The sequence below is a fragment of the Marinobacter sp. HL-58 genome, from assembly GCF_001314605.1.
Taxonomy (GTDB): domain Bacteria; phylum Pseudomonadota; class Gammaproteobacteria; order Pseudomonadales; family Oleiphilaceae; genus Marinobacter.
Map to the genome: position 1 here is coordinate 160,389 of NZ_LIHP01000021.1, position 26,217 is coordinate 186,605.

The 26,217-nt window shown below is 58.7% G+C and carries 21 protein-coding genes; 13 read left to right on the forward strand and 8 right to left on the reverse strand.

The annotated features are described in order from the left end of the window. The first annotated feature begins 1 nt into the window (after position 1). The 4 genes from HLUCCO03_RS18545 (at position 2) to HLUCCO03_RS18560 (ending at position 7,030) form a co-directional block, all read left to right on the forward strand. On the forward strand, positions 2-1,372 hold the full coding sequence (locus HLUCCO03_RS18545; protein WP_027830330.1) for a TRAP transporter large permease subunit: 1,371 nt from the start codon (positions 2-4) through the stop codon (positions 1,370-1,372). Between the two features lie 102 nt (positions 1,373-1,474). Then, the gene (locus HLUCCO03_RS18550) at positions 1,475-2,254 is read left to right on the forward strand and encodes a 3-hydroxybutyrate dehydrogenase (protein WP_027830331.1); all 780 of its coding nucleotides are present in this window, start codon (positions 1,475-1,477) and stop codon (positions 2,252-2,254) included. 16 nt (positions 2,255-2,270) lie between these two features. Continuing rightward, positions 2,271-4,262, forward strand: a complete 1,992-nt coding sequence (locus HLUCCO03_RS18555) for an acetoacetate--CoA ligase (RefSeq protein ID WP_027830332.1) — start codon at positions 2,271-2,273, stop codon at positions 4,260-4,262. Positions 4,263-4,786: 524 nt separating this feature from the next. Next, a complete protein-coding gene (locus HLUCCO03_RS18560) occupies positions 4,787-7,030 on the forward strand; it encodes an NADP-dependent isocitrate dehydrogenase (protein ID WP_027830333.1) in 2,244 nt (747 codons plus the stop codon). A 101-nt stretch (positions 7,031-7,131) separates the two neighbouring features. Here HLUCCO03_RS18560 and HLUCCO03_RS18565 read toward each other — a convergent pair whose 3' ends face one another. Continuing rightward, entirely contained in the window at positions 7,132-9,198 is a 2,067-nt protein-coding gene (locus HLUCCO03_RS18565) for an EAL domain-containing protein (protein ID WP_051603733.1), read from the reverse strand. A gap of 246 nt (positions 9,199-9,444) precedes the next feature. On the opposite strand from HLUCCO03_RS18565, the gene HLUCCO03_RS18570 reads away from it, so the two are divergent. Both HLUCCO03_RS18570 and HLUCCO03_RS18575 read left to right on the forward strand, forming a co-directional pair. Next, positions 9,445-11,019, forward strand: coding sequence for a diguanylate cyclase (locus HLUCCO03_RS18570; RefSeq protein ID WP_027830334.1), 1,575 nt, complete (start codon positions 9,445-9,447; stop codon positions 11,017-11,019). A gap of 27 nt (positions 11,020-11,046) precedes the next feature. Then, a complete protein-coding gene (locus HLUCCO03_RS18575) occupies positions 11,047-12,333 on the forward strand; it encodes an EstA family serine hydrolase (RefSeq protein ID WP_027830335.1) in 1,287 nt (428 codons plus the stop codon). A gap of 5 nt (positions 12,334-12,338) precedes the next feature. Here the strand turns inward: HLUCCO03_RS18575 and HLUCCO03_RS18580 are convergent, their stop codons facing one another. Further along, positions 12,339-12,683 (reverse strand): hypothetical protein, encoded by a 345-nt coding sequence (locus tag HLUCCO03_RS18580; protein WP_027830336.1) that lies wholly within the window; start codon positions 12,681-12,683, stop codon positions 12,339-12,341. Positions 12,684-13,019: 336 nt separating this feature from the next. On the opposite strand from HLUCCO03_RS18580, the gene HLUCCO03_RS18585 reads away from it, so the two are divergent. Beyond that, positions 13,020-13,274 (forward strand): hypothetical protein, encoded by a 255-nt coding sequence (locus tag HLUCCO03_RS18585; protein WP_027830337.1) that lies wholly within the window; start codon positions 13,020-13,022, stop codon positions 13,272-13,274. Here HLUCCO03_RS18585 and HLUCCO03_RS18590 read toward each other — a convergent pair. Continuing rightward, positions 13,268-14,293, reverse strand: a complete 1,026-nt coding sequence (locus HLUCCO03_RS18590; protein WP_027830338.1) for a hypothetical protein — start codon at positions 14,291-14,293, stop codon at positions 13,268-13,270. The two genes, HLUCCO03_RS18585 and HLUCCO03_RS18590, sit on opposite strands and share 7 nt — an antisense overlap. A 191-nt stretch (positions 14,294-14,484) precedes the next feature. On the opposite strand from HLUCCO03_RS18590, the gene HLUCCO03_RS18595 reads away from it, so the two are divergent. From HLUCCO03_RS18595 to HLUCCO03_RS18605, 3 genes are read left to right on the forward strand one after another with little or no spacing between them, the layout of a single operon-like run. Continuing rightward, on the forward strand, positions 14,485-17,952 hold the full coding sequence (locus HLUCCO03_RS18595; protein WP_081813474.1) for a response regulator: 3,468 nt from the start codon (positions 14,485-14,487) through the stop codon (positions 17,950-17,952). Between the two features lie 40 nt (positions 17,953-17,992). Next, a complete protein-coding gene (locus HLUCCO03_RS18600) occupies positions 17,993-18,544 on the forward strand; it encodes a hypothetical protein (protein WP_027830340.1) in 552 nt (183 codons plus the stop codon). A 46-nt stretch (positions 18,545-18,590) separates the two neighbouring features. After that, on the forward strand, positions 18,591-19,004 hold the full coding sequence (locus HLUCCO03_RS18605; protein WP_027830341.1) for a response regulator: 414 nt from the start codon (positions 18,591-18,593) through the stop codon (positions 19,002-19,004). A gap of 23 nt (positions 19,005-19,027) precedes the next feature. Here the strand turns inward: HLUCCO03_RS18605 and HLUCCO03_RS18610 are convergent, their stop codons facing one another. Then, the gene (locus tag HLUCCO03_RS18610) at positions 19,028-19,297 is read right to left on the reverse strand and encodes a hypothetical protein (protein WP_027830342.1); all 270 of its coding nucleotides are present in this window, start codon (positions 19,295-19,297) and stop codon (positions 19,028-19,030) included. Between the two features lie 640 nt (positions 19,298-19,937). Here HLUCCO03_RS18610 and HLUCCO03_RS18615 point away from each other — a divergent pair. After that, positions 19,938-20,177, forward strand: coding sequence for a hypothetical protein (locus HLUCCO03_RS18615; protein WP_027830343.1), 240 nt, complete (start codon positions 19,938-19,940; stop codon positions 20,175-20,177). A gap of 28 nt (positions 20,178-20,205) precedes the next feature. Here HLUCCO03_RS18615 and HLUCCO03_RS18620 read toward each other — a convergent pair whose 3' ends face one another. Then, complete coding sequence (locus HLUCCO03_RS18620) at positions 20,206-20,742, reverse strand: hypothetical protein (RefSeq protein ID WP_051603949.1); 537 nt, start codon at positions 20,740-20,742, stop codon at positions 20,206-20,208. A 173-nt stretch (positions 20,743-20,915) separates the two neighbouring features. Here HLUCCO03_RS18620 and queC point away from each other — a divergent pair, with 173 nt between their 5' ends. Beyond that, positions 20,916-21,581 (forward strand): 7-cyano-7-deazaguanine synthase QueC, encoded by a 666-nt coding sequence (gene queC, locus HLUCCO03_RS18625; protein ID WP_027830344.1) that lies wholly within the window; start codon positions 20,916-20,918, stop codon positions 21,579-21,581. Further along, a complete protein-coding gene (queE, locus tag HLUCCO03_RS18630) occupies positions 21,581-22,237 on the forward strand; it encodes a 7-carboxy-7-deazaguanine synthase (RefSeq protein WP_027830345.1) in 657 nt (218 codons plus the stop codon). Before queC ends, queE begins: the two co-directional genes overlap by 1 nt. A 5-nt stretch (positions 22,238-22,242) precedes the next feature. Here queE and HLUCCO03_RS18635 read toward each other — a convergent pair whose 3' ends face one another. The 3 genes from HLUCCO03_RS18635 to HLUCCO03_RS18645 form a co-directional block, all read right to left on the reverse strand. Beyond that, positions 22,243-23,316 (reverse strand): AraC family transcriptional regulator, encoded by a 1,074-nt coding sequence (locus HLUCCO03_RS18635; protein WP_027830346.1) that lies wholly within the window; start codon positions 23,314-23,316, stop codon positions 22,243-22,245. A 121-nt stretch (positions 23,317-23,437) separates the two neighbouring features. Next, positions 23,438-24,343, reverse strand: a complete 906-nt coding sequence (locus HLUCCO03_RS18640) for an alpha/beta fold hydrolase (RefSeq protein WP_027830347.1) — start codon at positions 24,341-24,343, stop codon at positions 23,438-23,440. Positions 24,344-24,445: 102 nt separating this feature from the next. Further along, the gene (locus HLUCCO03_RS18645; RefSeq protein ID WP_051603735.1) at positions 24,446-26,215 is read right to left on the reverse strand and encodes an ExeM/NucH family extracellular endonuclease; all 1,770 of its coding nucleotides are present in this window, start codon (positions 26,213-26,215) and stop codon (positions 24,446-24,448) included. Positions 26,216-26,217: the final 2 nt, after the last annotated feature.

The following is a 26,217-nucleotide window of genomic DNA, read 5'->3' on the forward strand; positions in this document are numbered from 1 at the left end:
CATGGGTCTGGAAGAAATTCTTGTAATCGCCATGTTTGCCAGCTTTATGCTGCTGTTGATGCTGGGTTTTCCGGTGGCATGGTCGCTGGCCGGTATTGGCCTTGTTTTCGGGGTAACGGGTTTTATTCTGGTTGAATATTTCGACGCGGATACCTGGTTTACCTGGAACGGCACCATTGGTGCCCTGGACTCCCGTATCTACGGGATAGTCGCCAATGAGTTGATGGTGGCGCTGCCGCTGTTCATATTCATGGGTATCATGCTGGACCGCTCCGGCATTGCTGAAAAACTGATGCACAGCCTGGTCCGGGTGTTGGGCCCGCTGCGGGGTGGTTACGCCGTTACGGTGGTCATTGTCGGCGTGTTGCTGGCAGCGTCCACGGGAATTGTCGGTGCCTCTGTGGTGTTGCTGGGTATGTTGTCACTGGGGCCGATGATGCAGGCCAACTACAACAAGCCGTTGGCTGTGGGTACGGCATGCTCGGTCGGTACGCTGGGCATCCTGGTGCCGCCGAGCATCATGCTGGTGCTGATGGCAGACAGGCTTGGCACCTCCGATGCGTCTGTGGGCAAGTTGTTCATGGGTGCCCTGATTCCGGGCGTCATGCTGGGGGTTATGTACATCCTCTACATCCTGATTGCGTCTTATATCAAAAAAGACCTGGCGCCGGCGCCCAGAAATCGCGAACCGCTGACGGCCAGGGCGCTTCTGGATGTTTTTATTGCTGTAGTGCCTCCGCTGGTGCTTATCATGGCGGTGCTCGGCTCCATTTTCTTCGGCATAGCCACCACCACCGAAGCATCAGCCGTAGGTGCTGCGGGCGCAATGCTGATGGCCTTTACCAGTCGTCGGCTTGATCTGGAAGTACTGAAAGACTCGCTCTACCAGACCAGCCGTACCACGGCCTTTATCTTCGGGATTTTCATTGGGGCGACGGTGTTCGCTGCGGTACTGAGGGGGCTTGGAGGTGACGATGTTATCCGGGCGGCCATCAACGGCCTGCCATTCGGTACAACCGGTGTATTGCTGACCATACTCTTCATTACCTTCCTGCTGGGCTTCTTCCTGGACTGGGTGGAGATCACTCTGATCATCCTGCCTCTGGTTGCGCCGGTTGTCTTCTCGCTGGGTGTGGAGCCGGTTTGGTTCGCCATCATGTTTGCCATGTGTCTGCAGACATCCTTCCTGACACCGCCGGTGGGATTCTCGCTGTTCTATATCAAGGGCGTGTGTCCACCGGGAATTACCACCCGCCATATCTACCTGGGCGTAATGCCGTTTATTGCACTGCAATTACTGGGTCTGGCACTCGTTTTCTGGTTTGAACCCCTGGCCACCTGGTTGCCCAATGAGGTTTACGGGGGGCCCTGACAGCCTGCCAATAAAGTAGCCAGCCTTGCAGGCCGGGTTCGTGATCTTCGCCCGGCCTGCCATTTCGAGACTGAATTGATACAACAACAAGGAGATGACGCCATGCGTCTCAAAGACCAAGTTGCGCTTATAACCGGCGCTGGCCGCGGTATCGGCCGTGCAGTTGCAGAGCATTATGCCCGTGAGGGTGCCAAAGTGGCTGTTGCCGACCTGGACCTGGCCGGCGCCCAACAGGTTGTGGACGCCATCGAAGCCAGCGGCGGTTCTGCCATGGCCCTGGCCATGGATGTGACCGATGAAAAGGCCGTTGATGACGGGGTAGCTGCCATTGTCGAGCGCTGGGGCAGGCTGGATATTGCCCTGGCCAACGCGGGTATTCAGCATATAGATCCAGTCCACAAGCTGTCATTCAGTAACTGGAGCAAGGTGATGAGTGTGCACCTGGACGGTGCTTTTCTGGTCACCCGGGCTGCCCTCAATCAGATGTATGCCGGCAACGGTGGTACCATGCTTTACATGGGCTCGGTACACTCCCTTGAGGCATCGCCACTGAAAGCACCCTACGTGGCGGCCAAGCACGGCATGCTCGGCCTCTGCCGTGCGGTCGCTAAAGAGGGGGCGGAACATGGCGTGCGCAGTAACATCATCTGCCCCGGCTTCGTGCGGACACCATTGGTGGACAAGCAGATTCCCGAGCAGGCGAAGGAACTGGGTATTTCAGAAGAGGAAGTCATCAGCAAGGTCATGTTGAAAAATACCGTGGACGGAAAGTTCACCACTCTGGAAGATGTATCGGAGCTGGCAGTGCATCTGGCCGCCTTCCCTTCGGCCGCCATGACCGGCCAGTCCATTGTGGTCAGCCACGGCTGGCATATGCAGTAAGCAACAGGAGAGACGGATGAGCAACACAGAACAATCACCGGTGGTCTGGTCTCCCTCGCAGGACACATTGAAGAACTGCCGCATGGGCCGGTTCCAGGGCTGGCTCGAGCAACAGGGCTTTGGCCCGTTTGCCAATTACCATGCCCTGCACCAGTGGTCGATCGATAATCTGGAGACCTTCTGGCAGCACGTCTGGGACTATTGCGGCCTGGTGTGTGACACGCCTGCTGACCGGGTGCTGGGCAATCGTGATATGCCGGGAGCGCAGTGGTTCCCGGGTATGAAACTGAACTTTGCCGCCAACCTGTTGCGGCTGGCGGAAGGAGAGCATGCCGGCCGCGAAGCCGTGGTGGCCTATTGTGAAACCCGGCCGGTCCTACGTAGGACCTATGCCGAACTGAAAGCGGATACCGGCGCCTTGGAAGCTTTTCTGCGCAGCCAGGGCATTCAGAAAGGCGACCGGGTGGCGGGCGTGGTCACCAACGGCTACGAAGCCCTGGTTGGCATGCTGGCGGCTACCAGCCTGGGTGCCATCTGGAGCTCCGCGTCACCGGATTTCGGTGTGGGTGCCATTCTCGACCGCTTCGGCCAGATCGAGCCGGCGGCCCTGATTGTGGTCAACGGCTATGGCTACGGTGGCAAGGTGTTCAAGCGCCAGGACGATTTTGCCGGCCTGATCGACGGTCTGCCAACCCTGCGCTGCGTGGTCAGCATCGAACAACTGCCGGGCGAGCCCGCCATTGCCGGTGGCAAGGTGACCCACTGGGACGACGCCCTGGCTCAAGGCCGGGGCCAGGCGCCCTCCTTCACCCCGCTGCCGCCGGACCACCCGGTGTATATACTCTATTCCTCCGGTACCACCGGCAAGCCCAAGTGTATCGTCCACGGTAATGCCGGCCTGCTGGTTAACCACGCCAAGGAACTCATGCTTCACGGCGACGTGGGCCCGGAGGACCGCTTCCTCTACTTCACCACCTGCGGCTGGATGATGTGGAACTGGCAGGCCTCCGCCCTGCTGACCGGTGCCGCCGTGATCACCGTGGACGGCTCCCCCGGTTACCCGGACCTGAACTTCCTGTGGCAGGTGGTGGCCGACGAGAAAGTCACCCACTACGGCACCAGCGCACGCTTTATCGCCGGCTGCCGCAAGGCGGAACTGGCACCGGCAAAAACCCTGGACCTGAGTGCCCTGCGGGTTGTCTTCTCCACCGGCTCACCGCTGCTGCCGGAAGACTACGACTGGGTCTACAGCGACGGCGCCCCGGACGTGCTGCTGGGCTCCATTGCCGGCGGCACCGACATCTGCGGCTGCTTCGTGGGCTCCACCCCCTTGCTGCCCGTGCGCCGCGGCGAAATCCAGTGCCGCTTCCTGGGCGTGGACGCCGTAGCCTACGGTGACGATGGCAAACCTGTCAGCTCCGGCCGGGGCGAGCTGGTCTGCCGCCAGCCGCTGCCCTCCATGCCGGTGTGCTTCTGGGACGACCCCGACAACGAGCGCTATAAGGACGCCTACTTCAACACCTTCCCGGGCGTCTGGGCCCACGGCGACTTCATCGAATTCACCGAACACGGCGGCGCCATTATCTACGGCCGCTCCGACGCGACCCTTAACCCCGGTGGCGTCAGAATCGGCACCGCCGAAATCTACCGCCAGGTGGAAACCGTGGCGGAAGTGAAAGACAGCCTCGTGGTCGGCCGCCAGATCGACGGCGACGTGGAAGTGGTTCTGCTGGTGGTACCGGCCGACGGCGAAACCCTGACCGACGACCTCCAGAAAACCCTCAAAACCCGCATCCGCCAGGGCGCCAGCCCCCGCCACGTGCCCAGGCACATCATCGAAGTGCCGGACATTCCCTACACCCGCAGTGGCAAGAAAGTGGAACTGGCGGTGGCCCGCCTGATCAACGGTTCGAAGAAAGCGGACAACCGCGATGCCCTGGGTAATCCGGAGGCGCTGGACCGGATTCGGGAATGCCTTGATGCGGCGGGGTTGTTGCCTGAAGGGTGAGTTCGCCGTTGGGCTGGGTGTCGGATTACGCTTCGCTAATCCGACCTACGTTTATTTGTAGGTCGTATAGAGCGGAGCGAAATGCGACGGAGGTGCCGTGTAGACCTGTTGTCGGATTACGGCTACGCCTAATCCGACCTACGGTCAGGGTAGGCGCGCAAGGGGGTACGTTGAGTGGTGGAGAGGCTGTCTCCCGAAACTGTGCGGAGCCAGGGATGGCGGAGCTCAAGCCGCACAGGGATGTCTTGAGGCGTGTTTCGGGAGACAGCCTCTCCACCACGAACACTCCACAGCCAAAATGTCCGAAAGTTTCGTAAATTCCTGCCTTTTCATCGTCCTGTAACGGGTTTTAGCGCATTTTTAGACGGTTCTTATACTAAGATCGTAACCAGAATTATCAAAAAAATGCTATCTTAGTAGGTCTATCAAAAGTTCCCAATCAGTCATTGCTCAGGTCGGGCGTTCACAAGACACCTGACCCTGCCATGACCGTCCTGAACTCACCCATTAGCCTGAGGACGAAAATGACATCATCCAAAGCCAAGATCATCTACACACTGACCGACGAGGCCCCCGCACTCGCCACCCGGTCATTGCTCCCCATCCTTGAAACCTACGCCAAGCCCGCGGGTATCGAATTCGAGACCAGCGATATTTCCCTGGCAGCCCGAATCCTGGCGCTGTTTCCCGACTACCTGGAAGAAGACCAGCGGGTACCCGACGACCTGCAGGCCCTGGGTGAGTACACCAAGGACCCGGAAGCCAACATCATCAAGCTTCCCAATATCAGTGCCTCCATCCCCCAGTTACGGGCCGCCATCAAGGAGCTTAACGAACAGGGCTACAAGGTTCCCGAGTACAAGGAACATCCCGAGACCGACGAAGAAAAAGAAATCCATGCCCGCTACTCCAAGGTACTGGGCAGCGCTGTCAACCCGGTCCTGCGTGAGGGCAACTCGGACCGCCGCGCCCCGACCGCAGTAAAAGCCTTTGCCCGCAAGCACCCCCACACCATGGGTGAATGGAGCCCGGCATCCCGCACCCACGTGGCCCACATGCGTGGTGGTGACTTCTACTCCAACGAGCAGTCCCTGACCCTGGACAAGGCCACCAATGCCCGCATCGTGTTCGAGAACACCAGGGGTGAGCAGACCGTACTGAAACCCGAGCTGCCACTGCAGGAAGGCGAAGTGCTGGATGGCATGTTCATGAGCTGCAAGGCCCTGCGCAAGTTCTTCGAGGACTGCATCGAAGACTGCGAGAAGACCGGCGTGATGTTCTCCCTGCACGTCAAGGCCACCATGATGAAGATCTCCCACCCGATCGTGTTCGGTCACGCGGTGAAGATCTTCTACAAGGAGCTGTTCGACAAGTACGGCGAGCTGTTCGACGAGCTGGGTGTGAACCCCAACAACGGTCTGTCCAGTGTTACCGAGAAGATCAAGCAGCTGCCGGAGTCCAAGCAGGAACAGATCCTCGAAGACCTGCACGCCTGCTACGAGCACCGCCCGGAAATTGCCATGGTGGACTCGGTCAAGGGCATCACCAACCTGCACGTACCCAGTGACGTGATCGTCGACGCCTCCATGCCGGCGATGATCCGTAACTCCGGCAAAATGTGGGCCCGTGACAACAAGCTCAAGGACACCAAGGCGGTGATGCCGGAGAGCACCTACGCCACCATTTACCAGGAAGTGATCAACTTCTGCAAGACCCACGGCGCCTTTGACCCCACCACCATGGGCACGGTGCCCAACGTGGGCCTGATGGCCCAGAAGGCCGAGGAATACGGCTCCCACGACAAGACCTTCGAAATCAAGGAAGACGGCATTGTCCGTGTTGTTGCCGAGGACGGCACCGTGCTGACCGAGCACAAGGTCGAGAAGGGCGACATCTGGCGCGCCTGCCAGACCAAGGACCTGCCGATCCGCGACTGGGTCAAGCTGGCGGTCAACCGCGCCCGCGCCACTGGCATGCCCGCCGTGTTCTGGCTGGACGACGAGCGGCCCCACGACGCCCAGTTGATCAAGAAGGTGGAGACCTACCTCAAGGATCACGACACCGAAGGCCTGGAAATCCATATCAAGTCGCCGGTCCGTGCCATCCGCTGGACCATGGAGCGCCTGATCCGCGGCCTGGACACCATTTCCGTGACCGGCAACGTATTGCGTGACTATCTCACCGACCTGTTCCCGATCCTGGAGCTGGGTACCAGCGCCAAGATGCTTTCCATTGTGCCCCTGCTCAATGGCGGCGGCCTTTACGAGACCGGTGCTGGCGGTTCCGCGCCCAAGCATGTTCAGCAGCTGCTGCAGGAAAACCACTTGCGCTGGGATTCCCTCGGTGAGTTCCTGGCAACGGCGGTCTCCCTGGAAGAACTGGGTGAGAAGCAGAACAACGAGCGTGCGCGCCTGCTGGGTCTGACCCTGGACAAGGCCACCGAGCGCCTGCTGGAGAACAACCAGTCACCGTCACGCAACACCGGCGAGCTGGACAACCGTGGCAGCCACTTCCACCTCGCCCGTTACTGGGCGGAGGAACTGGCGAAGCAGGACGACGACAAGGATCTGAAGGCCTTCTTCGAGAAGCTGTCCAGACAGCTGGAAGAGAACAAGGACAAGATCCTGGAAGAAATGAGTGTGATCCAGGGCCATCCGGCGGACATTGGTGGTTACTATCATCCGCCCGCGGAGAAGGTCTGCAAAATCATGCAGCCCAGCGAGACCTTCAACAGGATCCTGGCGGACGCCCGTGCATCCGTGAAGTGATCCGGAGCCAGATCAGCCGGGTGATTCTCCCGGTTGTCTGACCCGAGAAAAACCGGACAGTCCGAAAGGGCTCTCCGGTTTTTTTGTGCCCGTTTTACTCGCTACACCTTCGATCGGTTATTCAGGGCCCGGGTGAAGGTCTGAAGGTCTTCCAGAGGCAATGCCCGGGCGTACCAGAAGCCCTGGTAGGCGGTACACCCGAACTGCTTCAGCAGTCTGAACTGTTCCTCGGTTTCCACACCTTCGGCCACCACACTCATGCCCAGCTCCCGGGCCATGGACAGGGTTCCACGGGTGATGGCAGCATCCCGTTCGTTGGAGACAATGCCGTTGACGAAGGTGCGGTCAATCTTGATCTTGTCCACGGGCATGTCGCGCATGTAACTGAGGCTCGAAAATCCGGTGCCGAAGTCGTCAATGGCCACTTCCATACCCATGTTCCGGATTTCCCGCAATTGCCTGATCACGTCTTTCGGATCATTGAGGAACACGTTCTCGGTAATTTCAACACAGAGCTGCCCGGGCCTGAGTTGGTACTGATCGTTAAGGCGAGCCAGCAGTTCCACCAGGTTGTGGCGATGGAACTGAAGCGGTGAAAGGTTGATGGAGATACTGTCCACGCCGATGTCAGCCAGCTGTGCTGCCCGGGCACAGGCTTCCCGCATTACCCACTCGCTGACCTGCAGAATCTGGCCGGTGCGTTCAGCCAGAGGAACATACTCTGCCGGTGAAATGTAGCCGCGATCAGGATGTTGCCAGCGGATCAGCGCTTCAACCCCGACGATGGCAAGCTCATTGTTGAACATGGGCTGGTAAAAGAGTTCGAACTGTTCCCTGGCCAGTGCCTGCTGGAGTTGCTGGCGTAATGCCACCTCATGCTGGACGCGACGGTCGAGGGTCTGGTTGAACCATTGCCAGTTGTTACCCCCCAGTTTCTTGGCTTCATACATTGCCATGTCGGCCTGCTGGATCAGCCGCATCGAATTGTCAGTTGAAGTGTCGACGGTACTGATACCGATGGCGGCTGACAGGGTAATCTCCACATCCTCGTTCAGAAAAGGCTGTGAGAACTGGGCTAGCACCTGGTCAGCAATAGGATTGACGGCCTGACGTTCCGGCGCGCCGGGCACAAGGGCTACGAATTCGTCGCCCCCGAACCTGATCAGGGTGGCATCATCCGGAAGGGCAAGCTGCAGTCGCCGGGCGGTCTGGGCCAGTATTTCATCACCAAAGGCGTGGCCAAGACTGTCATTAATGGGTTTGAAACCATCCAGGTCGATGAACAGGGCATGTATGGCAAGCTGCCGGTCGAAAGCCTGGCGACAGATGCCCAGCAGGTGAGATTCCAGATAGGTGCGGTTGGGGAGTCCGGTCAGGGAATCATGGCTGGCCTGAAAGGTGAGGACCTCTTCCTGCTGGATACGGTCGCTGATATCGGTCTGGATACCGATAAAATGAGTGACCTCATTATGGATGTTCCGCACCGGGGCAATGTAAAGGTCATTCCAGAAGCAGCTGCCGTCCTTGCGATAGTTGAGCAAAGAGGTATGAACTTCACGCAGGTCGGCCAGGCCGGCGCGGATGCTGGCGACAGCCGTGGGGCTGGTGTCCGGTCCCTGCAGCATATTGCAACTGCGACCCACCATTTCGTCCGAACGGTAGCCGGTCATCCGTTCGAACGCCGGATTCACGTATACCAGCGGGTGCCCGGGCAGCCCCGCATCGGCAATAGTGACCCCGCTTGAGGAGGCTTCCACACTGCGCTCCAGTACCCGCAGGCGGGCTTCTGTCTGGCGTTCGCGGGTCCGGTCCCTGGCCTGCCCGTGCACGCCGGTTATACGGCCATTCACGATGATGGGAATATTGAGAATATCCAGTTGCAGGATCTCACCATGCATATTCCGGATGCGGATTTCGTAGCGCTGATGCTGTCCCGCCAGGGTTGCCTCAAAATGCCGACGGGTGCGTTCCAGGTCGTCCTTCACTACCAGCAATTCATAATGCTGGCCGACAATATCCTCTTCCACCGCGCAAACAAGATCACAACCCGCCTGGTTGATCTGCACGAATTCCCCTGCGGGATTCAGTGAGAAAACCGCATCGGGGTTATAGGTAAACAGCGAACGGTAGTGTTGTTCGTTGTATTCGTGAGAATGGGAGCGTGACAACCTTTACCTCGTGGGCCGCTGGCAACGAAAACTGACAAAACATTCTGTTAACCATACAGTAGGCCAGTTCACATTGGATAGCATCCCGGGACAGTCATTGTCTGTTGCCTGCGCGTAATCATTTGCAACAAACTCTCGACGCACCGGCACTCAGTGATCTAACTTCAGTTCAGATGACAGATGTTATTCGGTTCCTTGGGGTGCGAGCCATCAGGGATACAGCAGGAACCCGGGGATATGGTTTGAATGGACAAGCTTAAAGGGCGCCACACACCACTGCGACGCTCGCTGTGGGTTGTTGGTGTGTATCTGCTGGCCGGCTGGCTGTGGATAACATTTTCGGATTATCTGGCGGGGCAATGGTTCCCTGATCCGGAGGCGCTGAGCCGTGTGCAGACCTACAAGGGCGCCCTGTTTGTTCTGGTGACGGCCCTGGCGCTGTTTCTGGCACTGATGCGCCAGTTCACCAGAGACCGGAGCATGTTGTCCCTGCACCACCACCAGCGGGAAGAAATCCGGGAACTGAACCAGTTCCGTGAAAGCGTTATCGAGCGGGCAAATGTGTGGATTAATGTGCTCGATCCCATGGGCAGGGTTTTGCTCTGGAACAGGGCTGCGGAGGAAATCAGCGGATACCGCCGTGATGAGGTTCTGGGCTCCGATCAGATCTGGCAGTGGCTCTATCCGGACGAAGACGAACGGGCACGGATCCGGAGCCGGGCTGAGGAAATTCTGCGGGATGAAGGCGAAGTGGTTGGTTACGAGACCCGCATTACCACCAGAGAGGGTGAAGAACGACTGATATCCTGGAACTCCCGCAGCCTGAGGAGCGAAGAGGATGAGATAGTCGGCTCGATCGCCATTGGTCATGACATTACCGATATCCGCAGGGCGGAAATCACCATTCGACAACGTGAACGGCAGCTGTCCACGCTCATGGACAACCTGCCCGGCATGGCTTACCGATGCCGCTATGACGAGCACTGGACCATGTTGTTCGTGTCCAGCGGTTGCCGTGAGCTGACCGGGTATGAGCCTGAAGAACTGCTGAATAACCATCGGGTCAGTTATGCCGAACTGATTGCTGCTGATAATAATGAAAATATCCTGCGGGCTGTTGAAACTGCCATTGGTAACGCTGAACCTTTCTCTCTCGAGTACCCCGTGGTTCGCAAGGACGGCCGCCGTATCTGGGTCTGGGAGCGGGGCCGGGCGGTCGAGGGTAATGGCGATGTCCTGCTCGAGGGTATCATTCTGGATATTTCCGATCGCAAGACACTTGAGGATGAACTGTCTGAACTGGCTACCCGGGATCCGCTGACCGGCCTGTTCAACCGCCGCGAAATGACGCGGTTACTGGATGAGGAAATTGCCCGGGCCAAACGCTACGGGCGAGCGCTGTCGCTGCTGTGGATCGATTTTGATCACTTCAAGGCCATCAACGATGAGCATGGTCATGCGGCCGGAGACTCCGTGTTGAAAGCCACCAGTGCGCTGCTGGCGGACAGCGTACGCAGTGTTGATCTGATCGGCCGTTTCGGAGGGGAGGAGTTCGTTATCCTGTTGCCGGAGATGGACCGCTCCGAGGCAGGCGAAATGGCCGAGCGATTGCGCAGGCTGATCAGTGAAACGCCCCAGCCGCTGGGCAATGGCCGCACCGTGCCGTTGACCATCAGCATCGGGGTGTCGGTGTTCCCGGATAATGGCACCGACTCCCAGGCTCTTTGTGCCGCCGCTGACAGGGCGATGTATCAGGCCAAATCCAGCGGTCGCAACCGGGTGGTTCTGGCACCTCTGGCTCAACAAGCCCATAATCCGTAAACAAATAACATAACCAGAGGTTAAGCGATGAACCGACTTGCCCGCCGTGCCCTTCATACCTGTGCTGTCCCGGATGATCTGGCGTCTGTTACCTGCCGCGATGCGCAGGGTGAGAATCCGGAACGGGCAGGCGTAAGCCAGGAGGTTGTTGAGGATATCTGGCACAGCGTCGAGAAGCTGTATCGCACCGGAGTCCACCCCGGGTTGCAGTTGTCCATCCGGCACCGGGGTGAGCAGATACTGCATCGCGCCATCGGCCACGCCACAGGCAATGGCCCAGGTGATGGGCCTGGTACCATAAAGGTACCCATGACCACGGACACACCCATCTGTTATTTCTCCGCCTCCAAGGCCGTAACAGCTTTGCTGATGCACATCCTTGCGGAACAGGGGCTGGTGAACCTGATGGATCCTGTGTCCTACTATTGCCCGGAGTTTGCCGGCGGCGGCAAACGCACCATCACGGTCCACCAGATTCTGTCCCACCGGGGCGGTATTCCCGCGATTCCCCGGGAGACGCCCATCGATGTGCTCTGGGACAAGGACGAAATCTGGCGATTATTGTGTGAGGCGAAACCGGTGGAGGTGGATGGCGCCAAGGTGGCTTACCATGCCATCACCGGGGGCTTTGTGTTGCAGCGGGTACTGGAAAAGGTAACCGGTGATTCCATTGAAGCCTTTATCGACCGTTACATCCGCAAGCCCATGGGCATGCGCTGGTTTACCTACGGGATTGACCCCCAGCATGTCTCACAGCTTGCCAGCAATTATGCCACCGGCCCGACACCGCGTTTTCCAGTGTCGTGGATCGTCAACCGTGCTCTCGGCGGTGACATCCGTACCGTGGAGCGGGTGGTGAATGATCCACGCTTCCAGGAAGCCGTGATTCCTGCGGGCAATCTGTGTGGAACCGCGGAGGAGATGAGCCGGTTTTTCCAGATGATGCTCAACGGCGGCGTCTGGAAGGGGCGCCGGATCTGCAGTGAGATGACCGTCAGGCGGTCCATTCAGCAGTTCGGGTCCCTGCAGATTGACCGCACCATGATGATCCCCATGCGTTTCAGTGCAGGCATGATGCTCGGCGGTAATCCCATGGGGTTGTGGGGACAGCGAAGCCGCTATGCCTTTGGCCATGTGGGGCTGATCAACAAGTTGTGCTGGGCTGATGCGGCCAGGGATATTTCGGTCAGCCTGCTCAATACCGGCATACCGATTGTCGGCCACCATATTCCTGCGCTGGCGCGGTTTATCTACACCGTGTGCGACCGGTTCCCGCTGGTCCCTGAAAACCAGAGGCCGCTGGTTGCGGCGTAACCGGCTTACATGGTTGCCAGTTGTGCTTCGAGGATACCCAGGACCGATGACAGGATGTCACGGAAGTCTGTCAGGGTCTGGGTTCTCTGAATCACGTCTTCCCGGTTTTCATCCAGCCGCTCCAGCTTTGGTACCACCCGCCGTATGCCCTCGGTGATTACTTCATAAGGGTAGTGGTGGTCCATGATGCTGAGCTTGTTCATCTCCGCCACTTCCTGGCTGAAAATGCTGATAATGTCATACAGCATGTCCTTGTGATGAATGGTGCTGGCTTCCCAGTAGGCATCGTCAAGCAGTTCAAGCAGAGAGAGATATTCCCGCAGTGTATCGGCGACGGATGTCTGGCTCATAAGTAATCTTCCCGGCCCTTGTATAATTCTTTGCATTGAGTGGAACTATAGCAGGGGTTTTTGCGTGTGGTTCCAGAGACGGCGACGTTTTGACGGACCAATATATGAAACTCTATTCATTTTTATTGAAGTTTGTCTGACAGTTGTGCAGTATTGACCCGGATCATGCACGGTAGGTGAAGCCTGCCAGAGTATGTGCAGGAGCCGGGAAAAGCTCCGCGAAACAAAAGGATTAACAACCATTCTGCCGCGGCCCCGAGCCAGAATTACAGAATAAAGAGCGGAATGGGTGGTTTCGGCGTATTGATCATTAATGCTCAGTGGAAGAGGACGATCATGGATAAAAGCACCCAGTCACAGCCCCGACCGGAGCAGCCACGCCCGGTAAAGCTCGACCATCACGATAGCGTTCGCTCTCATGTCTGCCAGCAGATCAGCACGGAAGTGGAGCGCCTGGAACGTCGCATCGAGTCCCTGCGGCTGACCAAAGCCCCTCATGCAGCCATCATGATTTCCACCTATGAACGGATGATCGACCGCAAGAAAGGCTTTCTCAGGAACTGGAATATGAACGACAGCGCCAGTTACTGACGCTGTTCGATGACCTCAGCCTGATAAAAAATGGCCTCGTCATCATTCTGCTGATTGCCACAGTGCGCCGGATTCGGAGATGACTCGTCCGTTTCCTCGTCCACATTGTTGGGCTCTTCGTCCCTGGACGTAAAAATCCGCACCTCGGCATTTTTGTAGTTCACTACGATACGGATACAATCCGGTTCTTCGTCGTCGATGGTAATGCCCGACGTACCGGTCAGTGACAGTGTGTCATTCTGGTCGCCGATGAATTCCTGTCTCAGTTCCGCATCGCCCAGCTCCCGGCCGGTGAGGCTGGTGGCTGAAAATTCCGGCCGGTTGTAGCCACTGACTGAAAAATCCGGGCCATTAAAACGGCCACTCCACAGGGCGCTGCTGACTTCCGGCGGATTGCTGTCGTCATCTTCCGGTTCTCTGGCAACAAACTGCGCAGCACGGAAGACCTTGTTCACCTGGGGGTTGCTGGTCCAGTCCAGCAGTGTGTAGACCCAGCGCTGGTCCGGCCCCGGCTCGGCTCCCTCCTCAACGTCTCCGGTTTCGGTAAAGCGGATCAGCGCGTCCTTGTCGGGCGTATTGTATCGTGAACCCTCCCCTGCGGTGATGCTGTCCCGCATCAGCTGGCGCCCCTGATTGAAGTTGTCCACCTGATTGGACGTTATCACCTCGTGCAGAAAATCCAGCGGGTTACGTGCGTGGGTATAGCGTTTACCGTCGTCACTGGGCGTCAGCCCCATTAACAGATTCATGCGTTCGCGAAGTTTCCCGACAACCTCGTCGATGTCTTCGTCGTCCTCGCCCTCCGCCGGTTCAATTCCACGGTAGAAGTCGTAGAAAATGGTCCGGGGCAATGTCTCTGGCAAGCCGGACTCGTTGCGAAGGGTGAAGCTTTCGAACGACAGCGATACGTTTTCTGCCGGGTTCCGGAAATTGCTATCGGACGAGGTGGATTCCGGCCCGCAACCGGCCAGCGCCATTGCAAGCAGGGAAACGGTGGCGAAAATGCAGGAATGTCTCATTTCATGTGACCCCGAGATGCGTCATCGCAAGTAAAACGCTAAAGTGGTGGACTGTGGTGCCGTTGAACCCCCGGCTCCTCGCAAGACAGCTGACAATAAATCAAATAAAAGGCATCTGCCCTCGCGGAGATCACATTTTGCAGCAATGGCAATGGCACATCCGGTGGCTCAGGAGTCTGATCCTTGCGGTAATGGCTATCGTCATCCCGGCTTCGGCGATGGCGCAGGAACGCTGCCAGGATGGTGAAATCCGGCTGAGCGACGCTACCACCAGTGTGCGGGACCTCGGCAGTTGTATCTGGTACCTGGAAGATCCGGAGCACCAGCTCGGTTTCAGCGACATTCTGGAAGGCAACGCGGCGCCGTTTACCCGCCACGAGGGTGGGGTTCTGAATTTTGGCTACACCGAGTCTGCCTACTGGACCCGGTTCGATGTGCAGGTAGGTGCCGGCGCGGCGCTCACCGACTGGATCCTGGAACTTGCCCTGCCGCTGGTGGATGAAGTGGTGCTCTACGTGGTACAGGACGGCGAACTGGTGGATCAGCGCCGTGCCGGTTATGAGGGCGACTGGTCCGGGCGTGACCTGGCCGTGCCCAACCCGACCTTCCGGCTGTCACTGGAGCCGGGCACGTCCACCCGTATCTATCTGCGCATTACCAATACCAACACCTTCCGCCTGCCGATTACCCTCTGGCATCCGGACGCCTATATCGAAAAAGTATCGGTGGACGAAGCCGTGCGCGGCATCCTGCTGGGCAGCATCCTGGCGATTCTGGCCTATAACCTGTTTGTCGCGGTCGCTGTCCGGGAGCGCAGCAATATCTACTATGTGCTCTATCTGGTCTCGGCCACGGTGTTTATTGCCACCGAGCAGGTACACGGTATCCAGTTGCTGGAAAGCCGCCCCGCCCTGCTGAACAAGGAGTACCTGCATTACCAGATCATCATGACCTGGTTCTGGGGTCTGCTGATGGCCCGTTCCCTGCTCGAAACCAGAGAACGTTCGGCGGACCTGGACAAGGTGATCCAGCTTTGTCTGTACTCCATCGTGGTGACGTTTGTCCTTTCCCTGTTCCTGCCCTATCACACGGCAATGGAGTGGATTGTGCTGGCCTCGATCCTGCTCAGCATGATCCTGATCGTGGTCAGTTATCTGTCCTGGCGTTACTACAATCCGGCGGCCCGTTCCTACTTCTTTGCCTGGACGCTGGCGCTGATCGGTTTCGGTATTTATGGCCTGACGGTCATGGGCTATCTGCCGCTGAACATGTTCACCACCTATGCTCCGCAGTTCGGTCTGACAGCCCAGATCATCCTGTTTTCCTTTGCCCTGGCGGATCGCATCAAACAGGTCCAGGGCGAAGCGCTGGGCTGGAGCCAGCGGGCACTGGCCAACCTGCGCCGTTACCAGTCGCTGTTCGATAATGCCATTGAGGGGGTGTTCCAGATGTCCCTGGACCGGCGTTTTGTCACCGCCAACCCCGCCATGGCCAGGTTGATGGGTTACAGCAGCAGCCGGGAACTGCTGGATCAGAATCCGGACGCACTGGAAACCTGTTTTGCCGATGAGCGGGTTCGCCGGTGGGTGATCGGGCAGCTGGAGTCCCGGGGCACGGTCAAGGGTATTGAGGCACGGTACTACACCCGTTCCGGGGACGAGCGCTGGGCCACCATTTCCCTTCACACCGTCTATGACACCGACGGTGAACCGGCGCACCTTGAAGGTACCTGCATTGATGCCACCGAGCGGCATCAGCGCCAGCGTATCGAGCGCGAGCGGGAACAGGAGCGACTGGAGAAGGAGCTGGCCCGCAATTCCGCCGAGGCCAAGAGCCAGTTCCTGGCGAACATGAGCCACGAAATCCGCACCCCGCTGGCAGCCATTATTGGCTATGGCGAGACATTGCTTGATCCGGACCTGACTGAAAAAGAGAAACACAGCAGCGCGGAAACCGTGGTGCGCAGTGGCCGGCATCTGCTGGACCTGATCAACGACATCCTGGATCACTCGAAAATTGACGCCAACAAGCTGGATGTGGATGTGGTTTCGGTGACCCTGCCGGAGCTGCTGGAAGAAATCCGCGCCTTTTTTGCGCCGAGAGCCCGGGAAAAAGGGCTGGACTTCAATGTAATCTGCGAGTTCCCCTTGCCGGAAATCATCGCTACAGACCCCACCCGTTTCCGGCAGATTATTATTAATCTGTGTGGAAATGCGCTGAAATTTACTGAAAAGGGCTCAATTTCCCTGAATATCCGATGTGATCGCCAGCATCACAAGCTGGTAGCCAGGGTGGTGGATACCGGTATCGGCATGAAACCGGAGCAGCTGGGCCGGCTGTTCGACCCGTTTGCCCAGGGCAGTGCAGCGATTGCGCGACAATACGGTGGCACGGGCCTGGGGCTGAGTATTTCCCGTCGGCTGGCGGAACTGCTGGGGGGCGACATCTCGGTGACCAGTACCTATGGCGAAGGCAGTGAGTTTGAACTTTCCATTGATACCGGCCCCCTGGACGGTGTCCACTTCCTGCGGGATGCCTCGGAGCTGTCCCAGCGCCGGCGCAGTATTCCCATGGTGGTGGCGCCACAGCTGTCCGGGCGCATTCTGCTGGCGGAAGACAACGATGTGAATCGTCGCCTGGTGTCCCTGCTGGTAAGCCGAACTGGCGCCGAGCTGGTGCATGTCAGTAATGGTGCGGAAGCCCTGGAGCTGGCCCTCAGGGAGACTTTTGATCTGATCCTGATGGATATCCAGATGCCGGTCATGAATGGCCGGGATGCAACCGCGGCGATGCGGGAGGCGGGCCTCAATACCCCGGTGATTGCCCTGACAGCAAATGTCATGGCCGAGGACATCGCTGACTATCGCCTGGCGGGCTGTAACGATCACCTGGCAAAGCCCATCGACAAGCAGCGGTTCTACGAGGTACTGGCACGTTACCTGGTGGTGAGACCGGAAAGTGAGCAGGGCGGAGCCCGCCGCTATTCCGGCACCGTGCTGGTAGCCGAGGACAACGAAGACAATTGCCGGTTGGTGGAGCGTATGTTGCGGGCCCAGGGGCTGGAAGTCATTACCGTTGCCAGTGGTGACCAGGCGGTGCGCAGGGCACTGTCGGACTCGGTGCAGCTGGTGTTGATGGATCGCCACATGCCGGAACTGGACGGAGTGGAGGCAACCCGGTTGCTGCGCCAGACGGGTTTCCGGCGCCCGGTGATCGCCTTTACTGCCGGCGACCAGTCCGAGAACGAGGCCCTGCTGGAAGCAGGATGCGATGGTGTGCTAAGTAAACCCATCGATCGGGATCACCTGCTGGCTACCCTGAACCGGTATCTTGTTGAGGCGGACGACGGAGAGAACGCTGCCATCAGTGACGAAGACATCGCCCATCTGGTTGAGCGTTTTCTGGACGGGCTTGAAAGCAGGAAGGAGGTGATGCGTCATGCAGCCAGTGCCCGCCATCGGGAGCGTCTGAAAACCGAGGCTCATCAGATCAAGGGTACTGCCGGAGCGATGGGGTACCCCGAGATGACCCGCCAGGCAGGTATACTCGAAGCCTGCATGAGGGCCGAACACCCGGATTGGGACCGGGTTCACAGTGAACTGCAAACTCTCAGTGACATGATCGATATGGCCTTACAGGCCAGGAAAATACAGTCATGACAGCCGGCACCGCCACTGCCAACAACAGGAAGTACGAGCGATGAGTGAAAACCAGCAGCCTAATGAACAGTATTCGTTGAGCATGATGTACGGCACTTATGCCGACATCCTGTTCGTGCTTTTTCCGTTTCTGGTCATCAGCATGCAACGGCTGTGGGATGGCCAGCTATACGAAACACTGCTGCGACCGGACCTGAGCATTGCTGCGGCAATACTGGCGGGCCTGGCCATCGGCAAGTTTGTGCTGGGTCTGGTCAGCAACCGGGATCTCGGTCGCTACAAGGAGCGCATTGTCTTCTTCATTGCCCTGACACTGTTTCTGGTCCTCGGGCCGGCCATCATTCTGATGCTCAGTATCACCGGGAATACGGAAGTGCCCGGATTCGTGGCGTTTGTGCAGCCGGTTCTGCTGATCATTGCCATATCCCTCTACACGACGGCGGTGAGTATCAGTAATATCCTTACCCGGTCCGGGTCGGATGTGGCCGGTCATGACAGTGCGCGCCCGGACAACGGTCAGGAGCAGACACAGGCTGCCGCAAAGCACGAGCCGCTGGCGATCCCACGGCGCACTGGTGGTGAATCCCTTTGAGGCACAGGGCAGTGCCCGGGTATGAAACAGAATCAGGAGACAGGGTATGAGTGATCTGAAAATACTGGTGGTGGAAGATGAGCCGGTGATGAGGGCGCGGCTGGTGGAGATGCTTTACAAGGCCGGTGCAACAGCTGTGGTCGAGCGTGAGGATGTCGCCGGTGCCAGGGCTGCATTCGGTGATGAGAATTTTCAGATCATATTGCTGGACCTGGGGCTTCCCGATGGCAATGGTCACCAGTTGATGGAAGAGTTCAAGGCAACGAAGAAAGACCAGCATATTGTGCTGGTAACCGCGGATGATTCTATCGACAGTATCCAGAAGGCCATCAGTGCCGGTGCCAATGGTTACGTGGTGAAGCCCTATTCCCAGGAAAAGATCTGCGATGTGGTCAATAACTATGCGATGGTGCATGGTGGCGATGCCGCCATGCTTCAGGGCCTGAACCGCCAGCACTGACGGTTCGGGCCTGAAAATGCTGGTCAGGCGACCTGCCTTGCGATCCACGAATTGTAACGGGTGGCAAGTGCCCTCACGTACCGGGCTTCGGTATCATTCATGTTGCCCAGCACCCCCTTGAAGATCCAGCCCCGTTCATAGACTCCGAGCACCCGCTGCTCGTCATCCAGGTTGACGCGCTGGTTCAGTTTCTTGCAGATCGCATCCAGCAGTGGCAGCTTTTCCGGGCGTCTGATCGGGCCCATGCGGCTGCTTGCCGGCTGGTTTGCTGCTTTTGTTGGATGTCTTTTCATGATCTTCTCCTTGTCGTTTTGCGGCTGCAAAAACAAAACCCCGGTGCCTTGGGGCAACCGGGGTCTGGCGGAGAAGCTCGCCCGGTCGCGCCAATGGCTCCCGGGACTGACCGAAAGCCGTTAGGTGTCTTTCACCATGATCTGCGTGCACGCTCCGTTTGTTCGGCGTGTAATGGTTTCAATCACTGTATGATCCTGATTATTCCGCATATCTTCTGGCTCTTTGCCGGTGTAACGCACCGGGCATTCTGGCTTCGGTACTGATCCCAGTGTATCGCTTACCCGAGGCTTTGCAAGAGGTAAACTGCTTCGGCAAACCCCTACAGACGCCGCCGGAAGAACTGATCATAATTTGCGCCGTCACGTGTTTTACGTTGTGCAATCCTTCGGTGCCCACCTTTTATCTGTGGTGTACTGCATGGATCTCTCCTTTGTACGCAGCCCACCGGGCTGCGTTTTTTTTTGCCCGTTTGGAACCCTTGTGCCCGAAACCCGTTGCGCCCGACAAACGGCGCGCAGTGGGCCATCGTGGAAACCTCGTAGCCACTAGTTCGTACAGACCCGAGACGGTTTTCTGGCGATAATTCGCACACTAATCAATGTTCACGATTGCCAGACCCAGAGGTTGAAACCGAAGAAAATGTCCGACGAAAACGGATCAGCACAAGCCAGATTCCAGAACCACGCTATTGTAGAAGTTGTATTACTGTTGGTGCTGTTTGCCTATATGGCGCTGGCCCAAAGCAGAATGGTAGGAGATGATTTTTCCTTTACCGTGGCAGGGGCCGGCCTGATGGCGCTGGTTACCTACTGGACGCTATATACGCTGCGGGACGGACTGGAACTGATCGCCCTGAGAAGCGGGCGCTCGAGGCACTGAACCGGGAAGCCAGACAGGTTCCGATGGTTCAGAACTGGCGTGACTCGTTGGCGGCCGAGGCAGGCTGCAGTGCCAGTAGCTGTATGTCTTCCCAGGTTTTGTGCAGGATCAGCGCGTCGTTGGCGGCCCGATGTACCGGCAGCCCGAGGCGTTTTATCACTTGCTGGCGGGATGATGGCCAGAGCCTGACCTGATCTGCATCCAGCAGGGTGGAAACGGATTCGAGCTGAAATTCCGCACGAATGTTGGCGGCACGGAACAGACGATGCAGCCAGAAGCTGTCGAATGTCCAGGCGTCACAGAACACATGCCCGGAAAGCAGTCGGTTGAGACTGGCTGCGACTTCAGAAACCGGGGTACCTTCCTGTTCCAGGGTTCGCCGGGTAATACCGTGAATCTTTTCCGCACTTTCCGACCAGTCCTGCCAGAGCACATGGGGTTGAATCAGCCAGCTATGCAGGGTGCAGTCAGGCAGGCAGATACCGACTTCAATAGGGTAACTTGCGATCAGATCAAGACTGGAAGCCTCGAAGTCAATAAATGCTGGGCTGGTTTCGGTTATCATTCCGTCAGATTTTTTGTTGGTGAGCCGTGTAATGAGTTTACCCGTCCACTCCCGCAGACGCGAACCCATGATGGCATTCCACTGTTACAATATGTCCACGGATGTTAGTCCACTCATGTTAAATCCCCTTTAAAGGCCCTGTGTGCCGCGGGGGCCAGGACTGGAATTCCCTGATGACCGATACTGTTGTTGTGATTTATTCCGGGGGAATGGACTCATTCACCCTGCTTCATCTTGCCCGTGCCCGTGGGTACAGGGTTCATGCCCTGTCGTTTGACTATGGCCAGCGCCATGTCCGTGAGCTGGATTGTGCGCAGCGTGTCTGCGCTGAGCTGGCGATTCCCCACAAGGTTATTGATATCCGTGCCCTTGCCGGCGTCATGGCCGGATCAGCACTCACCGATGATGTGGCGGTTCCGGAAGGCCATTACGAAGAAGAGAGCATGAAAGCCACGGTTGTGCCCAATCGCAACATGATTCTGCTGTCGCTGGCCACGGGTTACGCTGTGACTGCCGGGGCGGGGGCTGTCTGGTATGGCGCCCATGGGGGCGACCATGCCATTTATCCCGACTGTCGCCCGGAGTTTGTGGAGAAAATGGACGCGGTATGCCGTGTGGCCAACTATGAACCGGTTGGTATTGAGGCACCGTTCATGAGCTATGACAAGAGTGACATTCTCGCTGAAGGGGTGAAGCTCGGTCTGGATTACAGCAAGACCTGGACCTGTTACAACGGCCGTGAAAAAGCCTGCGGCCGCTGTGGTTCCTGCGTTGAGCGCCTGGAAGCGTTTGCCGCAAACGGACTGACCGACCCGCTGCCTTACGAGGTGAAATACTGATGTATCGGGTTAAGGAGGCCTTTTATACCCTTCAGGGGGAAGGTGCCCAGGCCGGCAGGGCAGCTGTGTTCTGCCGCTTCAGCAAGTGCAATCTCTGGACGGGTCGGGAAAAGGACCGGGCCAGTGCGGTGTGCAATTTTTGCGATACCGATTTCGTGGGTACCGACGGCCAGAACGGTGGACGCTTCGAGTCCGCAGAGGCACTGGCGGCCCATATACGCAAGCTCTGGCCCGACGCACCGGGGCGACCCTATGTGGTCTGCACCGGGGGTGAGCCGCTGCTGCAACTGGATGAGAAACTGATTGCCGCCTTCCACCGGGCCGGTTTTGAAGTGGGGGTCGAGACCAATGGAACACTGCCGGCACCAGCGGGAATTGACTGGCTCTGTGTCAGCCCCAAGGCGGATGCGCCGGTGGTACTGACGCAATGCGATGAACTGAAGCTGGTCTATCCGCAGCCGCTGGCCATGCCCGAGCGTTTTACCGACATCCGGGCCAGCCACTATTTCCTGTCACCCATGGCTTCGCCGTCGTCGCCGGATGGCGGGCCTGACCCGGTCAAACAGAGCAATACACGAAAGGCCACCGATTACTGTCTGGCCCATCCCCTTTGGCGCCTGACCCTGCAGATGCACAAGATTATCGGCATTGACTGAGCCTCTCAGGCCATTGCACCGACCGATCCGGGGCCGGCTGCTGTCACCGGCGGCGTGGATTCCCGATGACGGTACTGGCTGGGACTCTGGCCGGTCCAGCGCTTGAAGGCGCGGGTAAAGTTGGCGGCATCGGCATAGCCCAGTGCGTCGGCAATCTGGCTCAGATTCATGGTGGTTTTCTCCAGCAGTTCTCCGGCCCGCTCCAGCCTTACCTGGTCAACCAGATTCTGGAAGCTGGCTTCTTCCGCCTGTAACCGGCGCTTCAGGGTTCGTTCGGAGACAAACAGCGTGGCAGCAACCCGCGCCAGTTTGGGGGGAAAGGGATGGCTGGTTTCAATCACCCGCCGTACCCGGCAGGCGAAACCGGCGTCTTCCGTCAGCAGTCTCAGTGCCTCCTCACATTGAGCCTTCGACCTGGCCGCCAGCTGGTCGTTGGTAAAACGTATCGGCAGCGCCAGTTGCTGGCGTGGAATCACAAGGGCGTCGGCGGTGGCACCGTAAACCACGGGTACCGGAATCTGATCGCGGAATCGGTAGAAATACGCCGGTTCCGGGCCACGGCGGTGGATCGATGAACCGGCCACCGGAGCGCCCGTCAGTTGGGCGCCCATGGAGGCACATCCGAAGAGCATGGCGTCCATGATAAAGCCCTGGAGGGGGCCCAGGTCGATATCGCAGGAGATGGTGAACACCGCCTGATCATCGTGCTGACGGCGGCTCACCTTCAGATGCGGTGCCCTCAGGGTCAGGTAGCGGGTCATCAGTTCGAGGGCATCTTCCAGGGTGCGGCTGCTCATCACGGCTGTTCCCAAGGCACCATGCAGCGGCAGCCGCAGTTCCCTCGCCAGCATGATGCCCAGCCCCGGCTCGCCACTCTCGATAATGGCCCGGGTAACAAATTCACTGGCCTGGGACTGGCTCACCCGCAGATCGGTGGATTGCAGCCGCACCGGGTCAAGCCCGACGCGCTTGAGCAGCGCTTTCTCGTCAACGCCGATGGTGCGTAACAACTCTGCCAGCAAATGCAGGTAAATGGCCGGCATGCCCAGATCCTGGAGTGTCGATACTGAGGCGCGCATGGTGTTTCCTCATGTTTCCTGTTGTTGTTATGTCAGGGATCAAACTTCTTGCATGATTATGCCCCGTAGCGCCTCCGCACCCCATGACTTCGCTGACGGGTCAACGGGATATGCAGGCCAATTAACAGCGGGCGTAGCTGTCGTCATACCCGGAGTGACGCGCCACGAACCCGGCCATGGCTCGGGCTGAAAGGCCCGGGCATTCCAGCATCGGAAGGTGCCCCACGTTACGGAACAGGCGGATATCCGCCTCGGGGGTGGCGTTGTGGAACCATTCAATACACCGTGTGGGGGTAATGGCATCGCGGTCGCCCCATTGCACCTGCAATGGCGGGGTTTGGGGCCCCAGATAGCGTGCCGGTGCCAGGGCATCGGCCAGCATGTCATCAAAAATATGGCGCAGCGCCTCGCGGCGCCCGAGCAGGTCCGGCCCAAGCAGTCCGGTCATGGCAACGCCCATGGCAGTGGGTTTGCCATTACCCACGCTGTTGAACATGCGGTAGACGCCCGCCCAGTCGCGGGGGATCAGCAGTTGATCCCGATCGGATGCGAACGGAGCGTTGATATCCACCTCCGGATGTTCGGGAATGCCGGCACTGTTCAGGAGGGTCAGGGATGCCGGTGTCATCTTATGGGCGAGGACGGCGGCTATGGCACCACCCATGGAGCTGCCGGCAATGTGCACATTGTCGGCGGCCAGGGAAGCGAGCCAGTTATTGAGCCGCATAGCCTGGTCTTCGTAGCGGTAACTGGCGGAGGCGTGGTAATCGCTCTCCCCGAATCCCGGCAGATCCGGGACCAGAATGTGCCAGTGTGAGGGAAGATGCTGCAGCCAGAAAGCCCAGTTTTCCTTCATCGCGGCAAAGCCATGAAGGAGCAGCACGGTGGGGCGGCCAGCGGCCTGAGTGCCCTTTTCCAGGTATACGAGCCGGTGTCCGTCGATAACGGTTTGCCGCCGTTTTGCCTTAACCAGCCAGCGTTGACCGGTTCTGGCTGCGGGCCATAGATTGGGGGTGGGTATTTTCACAGGTTGCGTCCGCTCAGGTCAGATCACACCAGTGTACCGGTTATCCGGTGCCGGGCTTTGGCCTGTCTGCCCCGGCGCTGCGGCAGCGGAGCAAGGTCACGGTCAGAAGGAGAAATCTGTAATGACAGGATTGTGGTCCGAAGAGCGCCAGGGTTGGTGTTCCGGTACCGGAACCGGACCCCGGTAGTCCAGCGCCCGGGGTTCCTCGGCGTTGACAGGCCATACGGTAGCGCCCGTGAGCCGCCCGACGAGCCCCTCCGACACCAGGCTGTAATCGAGGGTGCCCCGGCGTCCGCGATAGCGATAGCTGGTCTGGCTGCATGTGCTCTCGCTACAGGTATGGAATTGCCTGACGGCGTTGGTAAAGCCTGCCTCAGCCAGTAATTGAAGGGGTGTTTCCCGGGCATAACTGTTCATGTCGCCGGTGATCATGGTGCCGGCCATATTGGCGGGCCGGGGGAGTGAATCCGCCCAGCCGAGCAGGGCCCGCGTGGCCTGTTCACGGCTGTGGTTATAACAGCCCTGGCCGTCCTTCTGGTCACGGTTCGGGCCTTCCGCACCACGGCAGGCCTTGGATTTCAGGTGGACAACGATAATTCTCAGTGTGTTGTCACTTTCCAGGGGGCTGAATAATTGTGCTACCGGTGGCCTGCCAAGCCTCGGGAAAGACGCTGCCTCGGGGCGTCGGCTCCGGCCTTCGGTTCTGACCCGGTCGCTGCGGTACAGGAGGTCGGTTCGAATGGCATCGCTGCCGGTTCTGCCGTCAGCCTCAACGTAGTGCCACTGCTCCCCCAGCGCATTGGCGAGATCTGCTATGGCACTGTCGGCGCCGTAGCCATCGTTTTCCACTTCGGTCACGGCAATGATGTCCGGGTCAGGTGCGGTCAGCGTCGCCACCAGCCTGGATAGCTGGCGTTGGTATGCGGTTGCCGAGCCTGCGCCGCGGGCAGCAGGAAATCCCTCGCCATTGCCGTCGCCGTTAAAGAAATTGCCCAGGTTCAGGGTAACCACCCTGAGGGTGGAGGATTCAGGCTTTGGCGGCACCCCGGGGCGAGGATTGCGCGGCCTGAAATCCGGTGGCGATTCCGGCTGCAGGCGCCAGGCACCGAACCGGAAATCCAGAATGCCGGACAGATTGCCAACACGATCCCCTGCCCGTACGGTGTTGTCTGCTGACAAAGCAGGCTCCGGCCAAGGGATCGGGCGGGGATCACGAGTGCCTCTGCCATCGTCAAGAAGCAGGCGGTTTCGATCCTGTCTCTGGTGGCGGGCCCGGGCTGCTTTTCCGGGCGCCATGACTTCCGTGGCGATGAGCTGATCGCGGGCTGCCAGGGTGAGTTCGCCATATCGGGCAAGGTTGTAGTGGTCGATAACCGTCAATTCGCCGGAGACCTCAACCCGCATGTTTTCCAGGTGTTCCGGTGGCAGGTTTCCGGGCCAGGGCAATGTCACCGGAATCGGTTCAGGCAGATCACCCGTACCGCAGCGATCAAGGGCGGAAACATCCGTGAGTTCCGTCAGACCGTGAAACTCTTTCACCCGGCCGGACACGCGCACCCTGTCCCCGACGCTACCCGCGGAGCGGTTGGTATAGACAAACAGGGCTTCGGAGGTATCGGGATTGTTGTCGGTTTCGTGGTCCGGCTGCTGCAGGTAAAAACCACGAAACCCGCCCTTCTGGCGGGCATCCATGGTGATCACGCCTTCCACGGTGACGGTCTTTCCGGCCAGGGGTGAGCTGGATTTCTCACCCTGGACGTCTGAGATAGCCGTGGCGGCAGCGCCACAGCCCCCTGCCACTGCAATGACAGGCAGCAAGAGCAACAGTGTGGGGGCCAGAAGCCTTTTGGCGAAAACGCGGAATGTGGTCACCC